The 15,338-nt window shown below is 70.5% G+C and carries 9 protein-coding genes; 5 read left to right on the top strand and 4 right to left on the bottom strand.

All coding sequences use genetic code 11. The features are described from left to right. Positions 1–5: 5 nt before the first annotated feature. From NRB56_RS01510 to NRB56_RS01495, 4 genes are all read right to left on the bottom strand, one after another. A complete protein-coding gene (locus tag NRB56_RS01510) occupies positions 6–4,070 on the bottom strand; it encodes a hypothetical protein (protein ID WP_153338653.1) in 4,065 nt (1,354 codons plus the stop codon). After that, positions 4,067–6,358: a hypothetical protein gene (locus tag NRB56_RS01505; protein WP_153338652.1), complete on the bottom strand. Its 2,292-nt coding sequence runs from the start codon at positions 6,356–6,358 to the stop codon at positions 4,067–4,069. The genes NRB56_RS01510 and NRB56_RS01505 overlap by 4 nt, the downstream gene beginning before the upstream one ends. A gap of 189 nt (positions 6,359–6,547) precedes the next feature. Next, the gene (locus NRB56_RS01500) at positions 6,548–7,432 is read right to left on the bottom strand and encodes a polysaccharide deacetylase family protein (RefSeq protein ID WP_319942416.1); all 885 of its coding nucleotides are present in this window, start codon (positions 7,430–7,432) and stop codon (positions 6,548–6,550) included. Positions 7,433–7,498: 66 nt separating this feature from the next. Next, positions 7,499–8,644: a citrate synthase 2 gene (locus NRB56_RS01495; protein ID WP_153338651.1), complete on the bottom strand. Its 1,146-nt coding sequence runs from the start codon at positions 8,642–8,644 to the stop codon at positions 7,499–7,501. Between the two features lie 148 nt (positions 8,645–8,792). Between NRB56_RS01495 and pdxH the strand changes: the two genes are divergently transcribed. From pdxH to NRB56_RS01470, 5 genes are all read left to right on the top strand, one after another. Continuing rightward, entirely contained in the window at positions 8,793–9,458 is a 666-nt protein-coding gene (gene pdxH / locus NRB56_RS01490; protein WP_153338650.1) for a pyridoxamine 5'-phosphate oxidase, read from the top strand. Between the two features lie 88 nt (positions 9,459–9,546). Beyond that, the gene (locus NRB56_RS01485) at positions 9,547–10,830 is read left to right on the top strand and encodes an MFS transporter (RefSeq protein ID WP_319942415.1); all 1,284 of its coding nucleotides are present in this window, start codon (positions 9,547–9,549) and stop codon (positions 10,828–10,830) included. 189 nt (positions 10,831–11,019) lie between these two features. After that, a complete protein-coding gene (locus NRB56_RS01480) occupies positions 11,020–12,330 on the top strand; it encodes a citrate synthase (RefSeq protein ID WP_319942414.1) in 1,311 nt (436 codons plus the stop codon). A 131-nt stretch (positions 12,331–12,461) separates the two neighbouring features. Further along, on the top strand, positions 12,462–13,775 hold the full coding sequence (locus NRB56_RS01475) for an AI-2E family transporter (RefSeq protein WP_319942413.1): 1,314 nt from the start codon (positions 12,462–12,464) through the stop codon (positions 13,773–13,775). 340 nt (positions 13,776–14,115) lie between these two features. Next, positions 14,116–15,327 (top strand): GNAT family N-acetyltransferase, encoded by a 1,212-nt coding sequence (locus NRB56_RS01470; RefSeq protein WP_153338649.1) that lies wholly within the window; start codon positions 14,116–14,118, stop codon positions 15,325–15,327. Positions 15,328–15,338: the final 11 nt, after the last annotated feature.

Raw genomic sequence — 15,338 nt, 5'->3', positions numbered from 1 at the left:
CCGCCTCAGTACCGCTGCATCCATTCGGTCATCAGATGCTCGAACCGCCCGGCACCGCGACCCCAGGGACCGGCGCCGTACTCCACGTGGACATCGGGCACTCCATTGATCTCCCGCAGCCGGCTGGACTCGGTGTCGATCGAGGAGAGATGGACGGTGTCCGGTCGCGGCCATACGTCGTGGGGCCAGAAGGAGAACAACTCCGGCGAGCCGTCCGCGGCGACGCGGCCGGTGGCGACCGCCACATGGCCCAGTCCGTCGAAGTAGACCAGATCACCACGACTCGGCGGCGGGGCGCCGGCACCGCCGTAGTCGCGCAGGCCGTGCGGTGCCATGGCCAGCCGATTCACCCGGCTGTGCTGCTCCTTCTCGTCTTGCGCGACCGCCCGCTCGTCCTGCCAGACCAGCCCGTCACCCCGGTCGACCAGATGGTCGTCCCACCATTCGAAACGGGTCAGCGTACGCAGATAACCGCGGTCGATGACACCACCGAGCGCCCCCGCGTACAGCGGCAGTTTGATGCAGTTGGCTACCGTGTTGATGGTGAACCCGGGCATCCCGTCCACCCGTTCCGATTTCGCCCACTGGTCGAAAAGGTGCATCTCCGGCGCGACCCGGCCGCTCCCGTAGATCGCCGACTTGCCGAGCAACCGGCTCTCGATCACATCCGCGACCAGCGATCCGGCCACCGCCGGATCGAGTTCCGCCGGATGTGTCACGACCGGAATCGCCGCCACGCCACCGGGATCGCGCGACACCGGTTCCCCTGCCGCGCGATATCGTGCGGCGTCGCGCTCCAACTCCGCGACCCGGGTGAGGCGGCCGACCTCCCCCGAACCCGATGTGGCCGACTCGAATTCGGCCCGCTTCACCGGATCCACCAGGTAGTCCCGGTATTCGCCGGAGATCACCTGTTCCGGGCCGAACGGCAGATCCGCCGTGCGTTCGGTCAGGGCGGCCCATGCCTCGTTCCGCACCACCGCGGCCCGCTGGGCGACGAGTTCGGCCAGGCGATCCGCCATCGATCCGGACGGCTCACCCGGCGGCCCGTGCGCCGCCGCCGGACCGAACCCCGGTCCGTCGTCCCCGAACGCGGTGACCTGCCCGGGATCGCGCGGGCCGGGCGGCCGGGCCACCGGCGTCGAGGAACCATCGGCCCGGTTGCGGCCGTCGGGCTCCGGAACCCATGCTGGCCTGCGGTTTTCGGGCTCCGAGGCTGATTCCCGCGTGCCGCTTTCAGGATCCGACGCCGATCCCCGTGCCCGGCTCTCGGGATCCGAAGCCGTTCCCCGCGTGCCGCTTTCGGGATCCGACGCCGATCCTCGTGACCGGCTCTCAGGGTCCGAGGCTGATTCCCGCGTGCCGCTTTCGGGATCCGAAGCCGGTCCCCGTGCCCGGCTTTCAGGGTCCGAAGCCGATCCCCGCGTGCCAATTTCGGGGTTTGCGGCCGATGTGCGGCTTTCCGTTCCGGTGGCGGCCGGCCGGGTCCGGGGCCCGGGATCGTCGGCGGACGCATCCCGGGGAATCCCGGCCTCGTCCGGCGCGTCGGGCAACGAGTCCGGAGGTCGGAGGTCTGCGTCGGCGGGTCGACCGGGTACCCGCAGGTGAGCGATCTCGGCATCGAGCGCGCGGAGTTCGGCGGTGGTGGCGTCGAACCGATCCAGCAGGCTGGACAGCCTTCGGCCCCCGGACTCCGGCCGTCCGCCCAACTCCCGCAACAGTTCCGACCGTCGCTGCGGGGAAGCCGTCAGCAGGGCGTGCCCGTCGACGGGCAGAGTATGGGCGAGGTCGTCGACAGCGCCGACGAGCCGGAGATACCGGTTGGCGACCTCGGGGCGGCGCGACAACAACTCCGCCACCCGCCGATCGGTCACCGCCGAATCCGGCGCATCGGTTACGCGAACCCCTTCCCCGGGCACGTCCACCGACGCGGCGCGGCGACCAGCATCGCCATCGGTCAGCCGGACACCGGCACGAGTTTCAGTGCCGTCCGCCGGCACATCCGCCGGCGCACCGCGACGACCAACATCGCCATCGGCCGACCGGGCACCGGCATGAGCGTCGGTGCCGTCCGCGGGCAGGTCCGCCGACGCGACGCGACGACCAACATCGCCATCGGCCGATCGGGCACCGGCATGAGCGTCGGTGCCGTCCGCGGGCAGGTCCGCCGACGCGACGCGACGACCAACATCGCCATCGGCCGATCGGGCACCGGCATGAGCGTCGGTGCCGTCCGCGGGGTGGTCCGCCGATGCGGCGAAGCGATCGGAGTTGCCGTCGGAGGGTGGGCCGAGGAGAGTTCCGGTACCGTCCCCGGGCTCCCACAGTTCGAAGGAGTGGGCGACCTCGATGTGGTCGCTGCCGATGGTGATCACGCGTTCGGCCAGGCCGTTGCTCAGTTCGTGGACCAGGGCGGTGCCGCGACCGCCCTCGCGGAGCGGGTCCGGCGGGTTCGCGGTCCAGGGCGGTAGTTCGGCGGCCTGGCCGGGGGCGAGGTCGTTGCGGACGGTAATGCGCAGGCCGCGGCGGCCGTCGGCTGCGATCGGGTCGACGGCCGTGTGGACCGTATGGTCCGGCGAATAGGACGCCGCGTTGGTGTACAGCTCCGAATAGGCGGTCAGGGCGCCGTGCACCCGGTCCGCGGTGAGGTCGACCCGGCCGGATTCGATCTCGGCGTCGAGTCGACGGCCGAGGGCGGCCCGGACTTCCGGCACCCGGCGCTGGTATTCGGGTATCTCGGCGGAATCGTTGGCCAGCAGGTGATCCGCGCGGTCGTCGCCGAAGTTCGCGAGCAGTTCGTCGGCGGTCCGCTCGGGCGGTGGGGTGGAATCCCGTGCGAAGACCGGTTCCACCGGGCCGGGGGTGCGGTCCAGTTCCCAGATCACCCGGGTGCGGCTGGTCTCGCCGGCCGAGTCGGTCAGCTCGAGGCGGACGCGTTGCGCGCCGGGCCGGCCGAGTTCGAGGGCGAGGGCGCCCCGGCCGCGGCGCACGGCGTCGCCCGCGACCCGCGCGATGTCCCGTACGTGCGCCGGGTCGGACCAGCCGTCCAGATGGCCCGCCACGGTGTTCTCGACCAGTGCGACGGATCCGGGATCGCCGGGGCGCAGACCTGTGACGGAAATCGGGTCCGGAATCGTGCGCCCAGTGTGCAGGGCGGAGACGGTGCCACCGACGACGCCACCGACCACACCGGTCATCAGATTCGTTCGCAGGCTGCTGCCGTCGAACCGGAAATCACCGGTGAACGCCGCCTGGGTCAGGCTCGCCGCGAAGGTGCCCGGCAGCGCGCCGCCGGCGCCACCGCCGGCGCCGAGCGCCAAGGTCCGCAGGATCGTCGCCCGCACCGGGTTCGTCACCCGCCGGCCCAGCCATCGATCGACCCGGGGCCCCAGCGCCATTCCGGTCAGGCCGCCGGTGAACCCGCCGACCAGGCCGCTGACCCCACCGACCGTGACGGTCTCCAGGTCGATCCCGCGACGATGCCCGGCGGCGATCTGCAGTGCTTCGGCGATCAGCGGCACGCCCGCGCCGGCGATACCGCCGGTCAGGGTCGCGGTGATCAGCATGCGGGACCGGGTGGCGGTGAAGGTGAGGCCGCGCGCGGTCATGCGATCGAGCAGCCGGATCACGAAAGCGCGCCAGCCCTGACGCGCCTGGATCCGATCGGCGGTGGCCTTCGCCGCGCCCGCCTGCAGCAGCATGGCGTCCACGGCCAACTGCGCGACCAGCACGATGCCCATCCCCTCCCAGGTGAGCTGCCCCTCCTCGATCGAGTTCGCGCCTTCGTGCACCTGAAGCGCGAGGCTGTCGTGATAGTCCGCCGCACCGTTCCAGGCGGTCGCCGTGGCCCGCAACCGGCTGGTCAGGTTCGTACCGGTGTCCCCGTTCAGGATCGCGGGCGTCGCCGCCGCCCGGGCGGACAGCGCTGCCGAGATCGAGCGGCAGACCGTCGCGGTGTCGCTGAGCCGATCCGCGCGCCGGCGCATTTCGTCCGGATTGCCGTCGGGACGCGGCCCGAGGACCGGTTCGACCAGTCCGACCGGGAAGTTGGCGGGCAGCGCCGAGATCATCCGGCCGCCGCTACCACGAGCCGATGCAGCACGCGGGCCGCCTCGCCGGCCCCCGCGCCGCACAGCTCCACCTCCGCGAATCCCGCACCGAGCGCCGCGCGCGGCCGCAGTACGCAACGGTCGAAACAGTTTGCCCCCAGCAGATCTCGCCAGCCGCGGTACCCCGCGACGATCACACTCAGTGGATCCGCTCGCATCCCGCTGATCCGGGTACCGCTGACGCGCAGGTATTCGACGATCAACTCGCGCTGCACTCGGCGTCGCACCGGTTCGGACACCGAGATCGCCAGGGCGGCACCGATTTCCCGGACGATCGTGGCGTACATCGGCCGGGCCCGGCCGATCTCGGCCACGGCCTCGGTGACCCCGGCGACGTTCCCGAGCAGGGCGAGGTCCACCACCGCGTCCGGGTCGAGCACGATCCACAGCGCGACCCCGCCCGGCACGTCCCGGACCTCGACCCGGGACCTCGGCCCCGGTCGCCGCGCTACTTCGATGCCTCGCAACGGTTTCGGGCATTCCGGTAGCCCTCGGTCGATCGCCGGACCTCGCTCCGCATCGTCGGAGCCGTACAACCGGCCCGAACCTCCCGGCACTCCCCGGTCCACCGCAGCCACCGCCGCGTCGTCTTCGGCACGCGCCGAGTTCCAGCCACTCGGGAGCATGTCCTCCAGTGCCACCACCGAATCCCGAACGGCACCATCGGGACCACCCGCCGAGTTCCACTGTCTGGGCAACGTCCCATTCACCGCGGTCGCGGGATCTCCGGCCGCATCATCGAGACCGCGCCTCGAGTTCGGGCCGGCCGGCGACGCCTCGTCCAGAGCGTCCGCCGGATTCCGGTCCACACCATCCTGGGCGTGCGCGGGCCTCCGACCACTCGACGGCGTGTCCGCAGCATCCACCGGACTCCGGTCCACATCATCCTCGGCGCGCGCGGGCCTCCGACCACTCGACGACGCCGTGTCCAGCGTGTCCACCGGGTCCCGGTCCGCACCATCCTCGGCATGCGCGAACCTCCGACCACGCGGCGGCGTGTCCGCAGCATCCACCGGACTCCGGTCCACATCATCCTGGGCGTGCGTGGGCCTCCGGCTACGCGGCGGCGTCTCGTCCGGAGCGTCCGCCCGGTCCCGGGCAGCGCCTTCGCGGGCACGCAGCAGGTTCGGATACTCGGGTAGCAGCGCGCCGAGTGCGGCGACCAGTTCGCGGGCGGCGGTCATCCCGATTCCGCAGGTGTCGAATCCGGACAGCTCCAGTCCGTGACGTGCGGCGGCCTCGCGGACCAGGCGCAGCGCTTCGGCGTCGATCACCGGGGTGCCGCGCTCGGGGATCCGCCGTTGTCCGGTCCGCTTCGGCGGGGCGCCGGTGCGATCGGGCCGCGGTGGCCGATCCGCGCGGCGAGGTGGGGACACTCGCGGTGGCGACCCGTTCTGAGGTGGGGACACTCGCGGTGGCGACGCGCTCTGCTGCGTGCCGTCGGCCGGCCTGGCCCAGGGGTTGCTCGCGGCGCCTCGCGCGGACCACGGTGTGCCGGAGCGTGTTTCGGTTGTCGGCGGATTGTCCTTCGAGTGCGTCGAATTCGAGGCGGCCGATGTGTTCGCCGAGGGGAACGTGCCTGTCGTCGGTCCCGGTCCGGCGCCATCGTTTTCCGGCTCGGCCTCGGATGTAGAATCCTGTTGCGGCACAGTGTTTTCCGGTTGCCTGGCTGGACCATCGGCTTCCGCGTTCGCCGGTTTCGCCGAATTCGGCTGCAACGCAGATCGTTCGGGTGCTGTTGATCGCAGATCACCCGCCGAGACCGGCTTCCGGGCCATCGGAGAAGCGGCAGTCGGGCCGACGCCGGAGACCGGCGCGGTGGCGCGGGTGGGAGAGACGGCCTCCGTCGCAACGAGATTCGTCTGGGCGGCGGGCGGCGGACCGACGATGGTGGCCGCCGGCGGGGCGGAGATCGAGGGTGCGAACGGATCACCGGCGTTCGGTCGGTCCACCGCCGCCGCGCCCAACGCGTCCTGCCGGTCGAACGATTCGGCGGCCGCGGCGACGCTGTCGCCGAGGTCGTGCAGATTCGACACGAGTTCTCGCAGGTTCTGCATTCCGCGGTCGGCGTCCGGAACGTAGTTCTTCGCGAATTGCGCACCGGTCTCGTCGGTGCCCCAGGGTTGGCGCTGGTGATCGACGGCGTCCTGTAGCGCCGCCAGCATCTGCGACCCCTCGTCCGCGAGCCGGCGGAGGTCGTCCACCGTCGCGCGCAGGCCCGATTCGTCCACGAAAAACGAATCAGCCATCCGGATCTCCCTGGTGCCTTGCCGCGGCGCTCGACCGGCGGCGACACCCGGGGCGTGCGAGTCCACGATCGTCTCGCCGGATCGATCGCCCCGATTGTCACCCCGGCGCGGGCTCGTTCCCAGCAATGGAAACTCCGGGTGAACCGCACGGCTCGAGCGGATTTCGGGTCGGTGTCACCCGGTGGCGGCTCAGGGCAGTTTGACGAACTCGTAGCCGGCCGCGCGGAGGGCGGGCAGTGCCGCGGACATGCCCGGCGCGGTGCCGGACTGTGGCCGGTGCATGTGGCCGATGGAGATGGCGCCCGGCGTCACCTCGGACATCGCCTTGCGCACCTGCGCCGCGGTGTAGGTGGCGCCGGCGTCGGCGTTGACGCTGAACCCCACCGGCGTCTCGCCGAGGTCGTGCACGATCGCGACGGCCACCTCGTCGTAATGGGCGGTGCCCGCGCGGAAGAATCGCGGCGGCTGCCCGGTCAGCTGGGTGAGCCGCTCGTGGTTGCCCCACACCTCGTCGACCGCCTGCTGCGGCGACATGGTCCCGTCGATGTCGTAGGCGGCATGGCCGTTGACCGACAGCGGGCAGTGCCGGGTGCCGTGGTTCGCGAGTTCGAACAGCGGGTCGGCGGCCAGTCGCGACGCCCGGCCGGGATCGGCGTCGATCCAGCGCTTGTTCAGGAACAGCGTCGCCGGAATCTCGTGGGCGATCAGGAAATCGATCAGGTCGTCGTTGATCTCGTTGTTGCCGGGTCCGCCGCAGGCGTCGAAGGTGAGCGCCATCTGCTTGCCCGTCACCGGGATCGTGGTGGTGATGCCGTCCAGATCCATCCCCCATCGGGTGGGCCGCCGGCCCGTGTACCGCGCGGCCACCGCCTGCGGCGAGACGCCGGGGCGCGCCACCGGCACCCGGGCGGCGACCGCGTCGCTGGTCGGTACGGCCGAAGCCGGTTGCGGCGCAGCCGAATTCGCGACCGGCGAATTGTTCTGTGGATGACCGCACGCGGCCGCTACGAATCCGGCGGCAGCCACCGCCGAGGACACCAGCAACCGCCGCCGTGACAACTCCGGAACCGACACGCGACGGATGTTACGTCACGGAAACCGCTTTCGCCCGAATCGCCCGGGCGCCGCGGCAGTTGCCGCTCAGTGACCGACGACGGTGTCCCAGCCGGTGACGGTGTCGGGCTTGCGGGGGGCCGGACCGGTGTAGATGGCGGCGGGCCGGACCAGCTTGCCCAGCCGCTTCTGCTCCAGGATGTGCGCGCACCATCCGGCGGTGCGGCCGCAGGTGAACATGGCCGGCATCATGTGCGCCGGCACCTCGGCGAAGTCGAGGATCACCGCGGCCCAGAACTCGACGTTGGTCTCGATGGCCCGATCGGGCCGGCGCTCCCGCAGTTCGGCCAGCGCGGCCTGCTCCAGGGCCGCGGCCACCTCGTAGCGGGGCGCGGCCAGCCGCCGGGCCGTGTCGCGCAGCACCCGGGCGCGCGGGTCCTCGGCCCGATACACCCGGTGGCCGAAGCCCATCAGCTTCTCCTTGCGATCGAGAATGCCCTTGACCAGCGCCCGGGCATCGCCGGAGCGCTCGACCTGCTCGATCATCGGCAGCACCCGGGCCGGGGCGCCCCCGTGCAGCGGGCCGGACATGGCGCCGATCGCGCCGGACAGGCAGGCCGCCACGTCGGCGCCGGTGGAGGCGATGACGCGGGCGGTGAAGGTGGAGGCGTTCATGCCGTGCTCGGCCGCGGACACCCAGTAGGCGTCGATCGCCTCCGTGTGGCGCGGATCGGGCTCGCCCTTCCAGCGGGTCATGAATCGTTCGGTGATCGTGACGCATTCGTCGATCTGCCGTTGCGAGACCGCAGGCTGATAGATACCGCGCGCGGACTGCGCGACATAGGACAGTGCCATCACCGAGGCGCGGGCCAGATTCTCCCGGGCCGCGTCGTCGTCGATGTCCAGCAGCGGCTGATAGCCCCAGATCGGGGCCAGCATGGCGAGTCCGGCCTGCACGTCGACCCGGACGTCGCCGGTGTGCACGGGCAGCGGGAACGGCTCGGCCGGCGGCAGGCCGCGGCCGAATTCACCGTCGACCAGCAAGGACCACACGTCGCCGAAGGTCACCCGGTTGGCGACCAGATCCTCGATGTCGACGCCGCGATAGCGCAGCGCCCCGCCGTCCTTGTCCGGTTCGGCGATATCGGTGGTGAAGGCCACCACACCTTCCAGCCCGGCGACGAAGCCGGCGGGGATTTCCGAGTGGCGAGGAGCCGCAGCGCTGGCAGTCATAGAACCGACTCTCCTTGCGTTCGGGCCGCGACGTCTATGAGGCGGCCGCAGCGTGACGACGAGCGCGACCACGGGGACCGAGAGGGGGGTCGCACGCCGCTCGGACAAACCATAGCTCGCCCGTTACTGGGGAGTAACGTCTGGGTTCATGCGGGAATTGGATATCGCCGCGATGCGCGCGGAGTACGGCGGCGAACCTGATCTGACCGAATCCTGGCTCGCCGACGGCTGGGAACCGCTGGTGCGCCGATGGCTGGAAGACGCCGTGACCTCGGGAATCGCCGAACCGAACGCGATGGTGCTGGCGACGGTCGAATCGAGTGACGAGGGTCCGCGGCCGTTCTCCCGGACCGTACTGTGCAAGGACCTCTCGCCCGCCGGTGTGATTTTCTACACCCATTACGATTCGGCGAAGGGCCGGCAGCTGGCGGCCGTGCCGCACGCCTCGGCCACCTTCGTCTGGCCGGCGCTGGCCCATCAGATCCATCTGCGCGGTTCGGTGCATCCCGTTCCGGACGACATCACGCTCGCGTACTGGCGTTCCCGGCCGCGCAATTCCCGGCTCGGCGCGTGGGCCTCGCAGCAGTCCCGGCCGGTCGGATCCCGGGCCGAGCTGGACGGGCTGCTCGCCGACGTCACGACCCGATTCGCGGACGTCGAGGACATTCCGGTGCCGCCGCGGTGGGGTGGCTACCGGCTGCGGCCGGACGTGGTCGAGTTCTGGCAGGGCCGCCGCAGCCGGCTGCACAACCGGATCCGGGTGCGCCTGGACGAGCGGGGCGAGACCCTGGCCGTCGAGCGACTGCAACCCTGATCCGGGACCCGCGCAAGGGTTGTAGTCATGGGATGAATCACGGAAAATTCACGTTCATGACACAGTTCGTGACGCTAATCTTCGCCCGGTGAAACTGCTCGCCGATCTCACCCCGCTGCGCACCGACTCGTTCCGCCGGTTGTGGACGGCGGGCGTCGTCACCACCATCGGCGCGCAGTTGACCGTGGTCGCGGTGCCGCAGCAGATCTACGAGATCACCCGCAATTCGGGCTACGTCGGCCTGGCCGGTCTGTTCGGGCTGGTGCCGCTGATCGTGTTCGGGCTCTGGGGCGGCGCGCTCGCCGACGTGATGGACCGGCGGCGGCTGCTGCTGATCACCACCGCGGGCACGGGGATCACCTCGCTGTTGTTCTGGGTGCAGGCGGCCGCCGGGGTGGCGAACGTCTGGGTCGTGCTGGGGCTGTTCGCGATCCAGCAGGCGTTCTTCGCGGTCAACCAGCCCACCCGCAGCGCGCTGCTGCCCCGCCTGCTGGACAGCGAACTGCTGCCGGCGGCGACCTCGCTGAACATGACCGTGGTGCAGTTCGGCGCGATCGCCGGTCCGGTGCTGGCCGGTGCGCTGATTCCGCTGACCGGGTTGCCGATGCTGTATCTGCTCGACGCGATCGCGGTGCTGGCCACGCTGTGGGCGGTGTGGCGACTGCCCGCGGTGCCCCCGACGGGCGCGGCCCGCCGGGCCGGGCTGAAGGCCGTGGCCGAGGGCTTCAGCTATCTGGCCGGCCAGCGGATCCTGCTGGCCTCGTTCGCCGTCGACATCATCGCCATGATCTTCGGGATGCCGCGGGCCCTGTTCCCGGAGATCGCGCACCACACCTTCGGCGATCCGGCGGCGGGCGGCGTGGCGCTGGGCCTGTTGTTCGCGGCGATGTCGGTCGGCGCGGTCGCCGGGGGCGTGTTCTCCGGCTGGCTGGGGCATGTGCGGCGGCAGGGGCTCGCGGTGGTCGTGTGCATCGTGCTGTGGGGTGCGGCGATGGTCGGCTTCGGGCTGGCCGTCGGCGGCACCGCGCACGGGCTCACCACCCGGATCGGGCTGTGGGTGGCGCTGGCCTGCCTCGCCTTCGGCGGCGCGGTCGACATGTTCTCCGCGGCACTGCGCAACTCGATGCTGCAACAGGTGGCCACCGACGAGATGCGCGGGCGGTTGCAGGGCGTGTTCATCGTCGTGGTCGCGGGCGGCCCGCGTATCGGTGACGTTGCCCATGGTTTCGCCGCGGCGGCACTGGGTACAGCTACCGCGGCGGCCGGCGGTGGGTTGCTGGTCGTTCTCGGCGTGGCGCTGGCGGCCCTGGTGTTCCCCGCCTTCGTAAGGTTCCGGGTAGGGCGGCCGACGGCCGAGGTCACCGTGTCGTAAAGCCGCCACCGATGTCCGCCGGCACCCCGGCCGACCAGTCGAAATTCGCTGAGTTGTGAAACGTACTGCGAAGTAGTTAACGCCCACCCTCGCTGATCGCCCGTAACAGACACGGGTTAGCGTGGAGGCCAAGCATCGGTTGCCGATCGCGTCCGGTGCTCGCCGTTCTAGCCTGAGAGGGATCCTTCCGTGCCCGCTGAGAACATCATCAACGTCGACGACGACGCCAAGCCGGTACTGTCCTACCCTGGCGGCGAATACCCCATGACGGTCGCCAAGGCCACCGAGGGCAACGACGGTATCGATCTGGGCAAGCTGCTGGCCAGTACCGGATACGTGACGTACGACCCCGGGTTCATGAACACCGCTCCGACCAAGTCGGCGATCACCTACATCGACGGCGAGGCCGGCATCCTGCGCTACCGCGGATACCCGATCGAGCAACTGGCCGGTCGCAGCAACTTCATCGAGGTCAGCTACCTGCTGATCTACGGTGAGCTGCCCACCCAGGCCCAGCTGGACGACTTCACCGATCGGATCCGCCGCCACACCCTCCTGCACGAGGACCTGAAGCGCTTCTTCGACGGCTTCCCCCGCAACGCGCACCCCATGCCGGTGCTGTCCTCGGCGGTGAACGCGCTCTCGGCGTACTACCAGGACTCGCTCGATCCCCGCGACCCGGAGCAGGTGGAGCTGTCCACCATCCGGCTGCTCGCCAAGCTGCCGACCATCGCGGCCTACTCGTACAAGAAGTCGGTCGGCCAGCCCTTCCTCTACCCCGACAACTCGCTGTCGCTGGTGGAGAACTTCCTCCGGATGACCTTCGGCTTCCCGGCCGAGCCCTACGAGGTCGACCCGGATGTGGCCGCCGCGCTGGACATGCTGCTGATCCTGCACGCCGACCACGAGCAGAACTGCTCCACCTCGACCGTGCGCCTGGTCGGCTCCTCGGACGCCAACCTCTTCACCTCCGTCTCCGGCGGCATCAACGCGCTGTGGGGCCCGCTGCACGGCGGCGCCAACCAGGCGGTGCTGGAGATGCTCGACGGGATCAAGGCCGCGGGCGGCGATGTGAAGGAATTCGTCCGCAAGGTCAAGAACAAGGAAGACGGCGTGAAGCTGATGGGCTTCGGGCACCGCGTCTACCGTAATTACGACCCGCGCGCGACCATCGTCAAGAAGACCGCCGACCAGATCCTCGGCAAGCTCGGCGGCGACCAGCTGCTCGACATCGCCAAGGAGCTGGAGGAGGCCGCGCTGTCCGACGACTACTTCATCGAGCGCCGCCTGTACCCGAACGTCGACTTCTACACCGGCGTCATCTACCGGGCCATGGGCTTCCCGACCCGCATGTTCACCGTGCTGTTCGCGATGGGCCGGCTGCCCGGCTGGATCGCGCACTGGCGCGAACTGCAGTCCGAGCCGCTGAAGATCGGCCGCCCGCGCCAGATCTACACCGGCTACGGCGAGCGCGACTACCACGAGATCACCGGTCGCTGAACCCGATTCACCGCGAGGCCCGCACCCGTTCCCGGGGGCGGGCCTCGGTCGTTCGCGGGTGTGACCGGCTTCTCGGCTGGTAGCGGCGTTTCGTCCCGGTGCTGTGCGCGGGAATCGGCGAGACTGGTCGGGTGGCCGAGCACACGTCCGAATCCGCGGAACCGAACGGCTCGGCCGAATCCACCGGGCGGGCCGACCAGCGGATGCCACGTTGGCTGCCGCGGGCCATGTTGCTCGCCTTCGCGCTGCTGGCCGGCTATCAACTGCTCGACTGGGCGGGGCACAAGCTGTTCGGCCTGGCCACCATGATGCTGGTGTCCTTCTTCGTCTCGCTGGCGATGGAGCCGGCCGTGGATATCCTGGCGGCCAAGGGAATCGGCCGCGGCTGGGCCACCGGCGCGGTGTTCGTCACGCTGTTCGCCTGTGTCGCCGGGTTTCTCGCGGCGCTGGTGACGCTGCTGGTGCAGACGGTGAGCAATCTGCTCGAGGAGATGCCGCGGCTGCTGAACGAGTTGGTGGACTTCGTGAATCACCATTTCCACCAGCACTTCACGATCGACCAGCTCCGGGACCGGCTGCTGCACGATTCGAACATCCTGTCCGGGTACGCGGAGCGAGCGGCCAACAACGTGTGGGGGCTGTCCAGCACGATTCTCGGCGGGCTGGTGCAGTTCCTGACCATCGCGCTGTTCAGCGTGTATCTCACCGCCGACGGGCCGAAGCTGCGCCGGTCGATCTGCTCGCTGCTGCCGCCGGACCGGCAGGCGACCGTCCTGCACGCCTGGGATCTGGCCATCGGGAAGACCGGCGGCTATCTGTACTCGCGGGCGCTGCTCGCGGTGATCTCGGCGGTGGCGCACTGGATCTTCCTGGCGATCCTCGGGCTGCCGAACGCGCTGGCCCTCGGCGTGTGGTTCGGCGTCGTCGCCTCCTTCGTGCCGACCATCGGCACCTACCTCGCGGGCATCCTGCCGGTGCTGGTGGCGCTGACGATCCATCCGATCGACGCGCTCTGGGTGCTCGGGTTCGTGGTGCTGTACCAGTGGTTCCAGGACTACCTGCTGCAACCGCGGATCACCGCGCGCACGGTCGACGTGAACGCCGCGGTGGCGCTGCTGGCGGTGCTGGCCGGCGCCGCGCTGCTCGGCGCGGTGGGTGCGCTGCTGGCGATCCCGGCGACCGCGACCGTGCAGGCGTTCCTCAGTGAATACGTCACCCGTTACGAGGTGGCCGAGGACCCGCGCATCGAACGCGATGTGCGGCGGTCCCGCTGGAAACTGCCACCGGGGCGGGCCGGGTCGTCGCGGCGCGGACAGCGGGACTCGGCAGCGGAGAGCGCGCTGGAGCGGGACGACGACGCAGCCGGAGATACGCCGAACGATGCAGGTGACGGCCCCGACCTCGAGGACGGCACCGGTACGCGCCGGGACGACACGACATCGTAATCCGGGCCGGTCGCCCGCCGCGGTGAGCATGCCGCGAACTCGACCGCGCGAGGGCCGAATTCGCGTTGTCCGAACAACGGGACCACAGCCGAAGTCGGCCCAGCAGGATCGGATCGGGCGCAGCACGGTCGCATGATCCGGATACCCAGCCGATCGCGGCAGCGGTCGAGACAGTTCCGCCGCAACGCAACCGCGCGGGTCCGCGGTCATCGTGGTCGCCGAAATTGTTGCTGGACAGAGTTTTCCGACTCTGGCGGTCCGGGATCTCGGACGGGACTCGGTGGCGGACTCGCCGGAAAATGGTGTGCGGCCCGGTTCGGGCGCGTGCGAAGGTGCAACCATGACTTCGACGCCGAACGAGCACGGCATACGGGTCCGCCGGGCGACCGCGGCGGACTCGGACGCGGTTCTGCTGATCACCAATGCGGGGTTCGGGGTCAGCGCCGAACCCGCGGATCCGCACGAGTTCGGGATCTTCCCGCTGACGCAGGCGCTGGTGGCGGTGGACGGGGATCGGGTGGTCGGTTATTCCGCGGCGCGACCCCAGACCGTGACCGTGCCGGGCGAGCGCACTGTGACGGTCGAGACGATCGCGAATGTCGCTGTGGCACCGACACATCGGCGGCGCGGCATCCTGCGGGCGCTCTACACCGAACAGCATCGGCGCACCGAGGCCGCCGGACTGCCGATCACCATGTTCACCGCCAGTCAGGGCGGCATCTACGGCAGGTTCGGGTACGCGCCCGCGATCATCGAGCACGACATCGTGGTGGAGCGCGCCGGAGCCGGCTTCTTGCCCACCGCGCCGAATCCCGGCGGCGTGGAACTGGTACCGATGGCGGTTGCACGACAGCTGATTCCGGAGATCTATCAGCGGTGGCAACGCCGGACGCCGGGCGCCCAGCAGCGACCGGAGATCGCGTGGGCCCGGCGGTTCGACGAGCCCGGCCGTCGCCGCGGCGGCGGGACCGAACTGTACGCATTCGTGCATCCGGACGGCTACGCGCTGTACCGGTATCACCGGCGGCCCACCGAATCGGCGGTCGAGGTGGTGGAGATGCGCGCGGTGACGGCCGACGCGAACGCTGGGCTGTGGCGTGCGCTGCTCGCGCTGGAGCTGTTCGATCGGGTGGAGGCGGTGGTCGAGCCGGGCGATCCGCTGCCGTACCTGCTGGCCGACCCTAGGCAGGTGCGGACGGTCGGCCGCCGGGATTCGCTGTGGCTGCGGGTGATGGACGTGCCCGCCGCGCTCACCGCCCGCGGCTATCGCGGTGATCTGGATGTCGTTCTGGCCGTGCGGGATCCGTTCCGGGAGGCCGGTGGCACGTTCGCGCTGCGCGTGCGCGACGGCGTGGCCGAGTGCGCCCCGACCGACCGGACCGCCGATGCCGAACTCGACATCGACGTCCTCGGCGGCATGTACCTGGGAGCTCATCCGGCCCGTGGCTTCGCGGCGGCGAACCGGCTGCGGATCGGCGACCCGGCACTGCTGAACGCGCTGGATTTCGCGTTCGGCAGCGAGCGCGACGCCGTCCTGGGCTGGTTCTTCTGACCGGCGACGGT

The sequence above is a fragment of the Nocardia aurantia genome, from assembly GCF_009604425.1.
GTDB classification, from domain to species: Bacteria; Actinomycetota; Actinomycetes; order Mycobacteriales; family Mycobacteriaceae; genus Nocardia; species Nocardia aurantia.
This window is presented reverse-complemented; position numbering and strand designations above follow the sequence as displayed.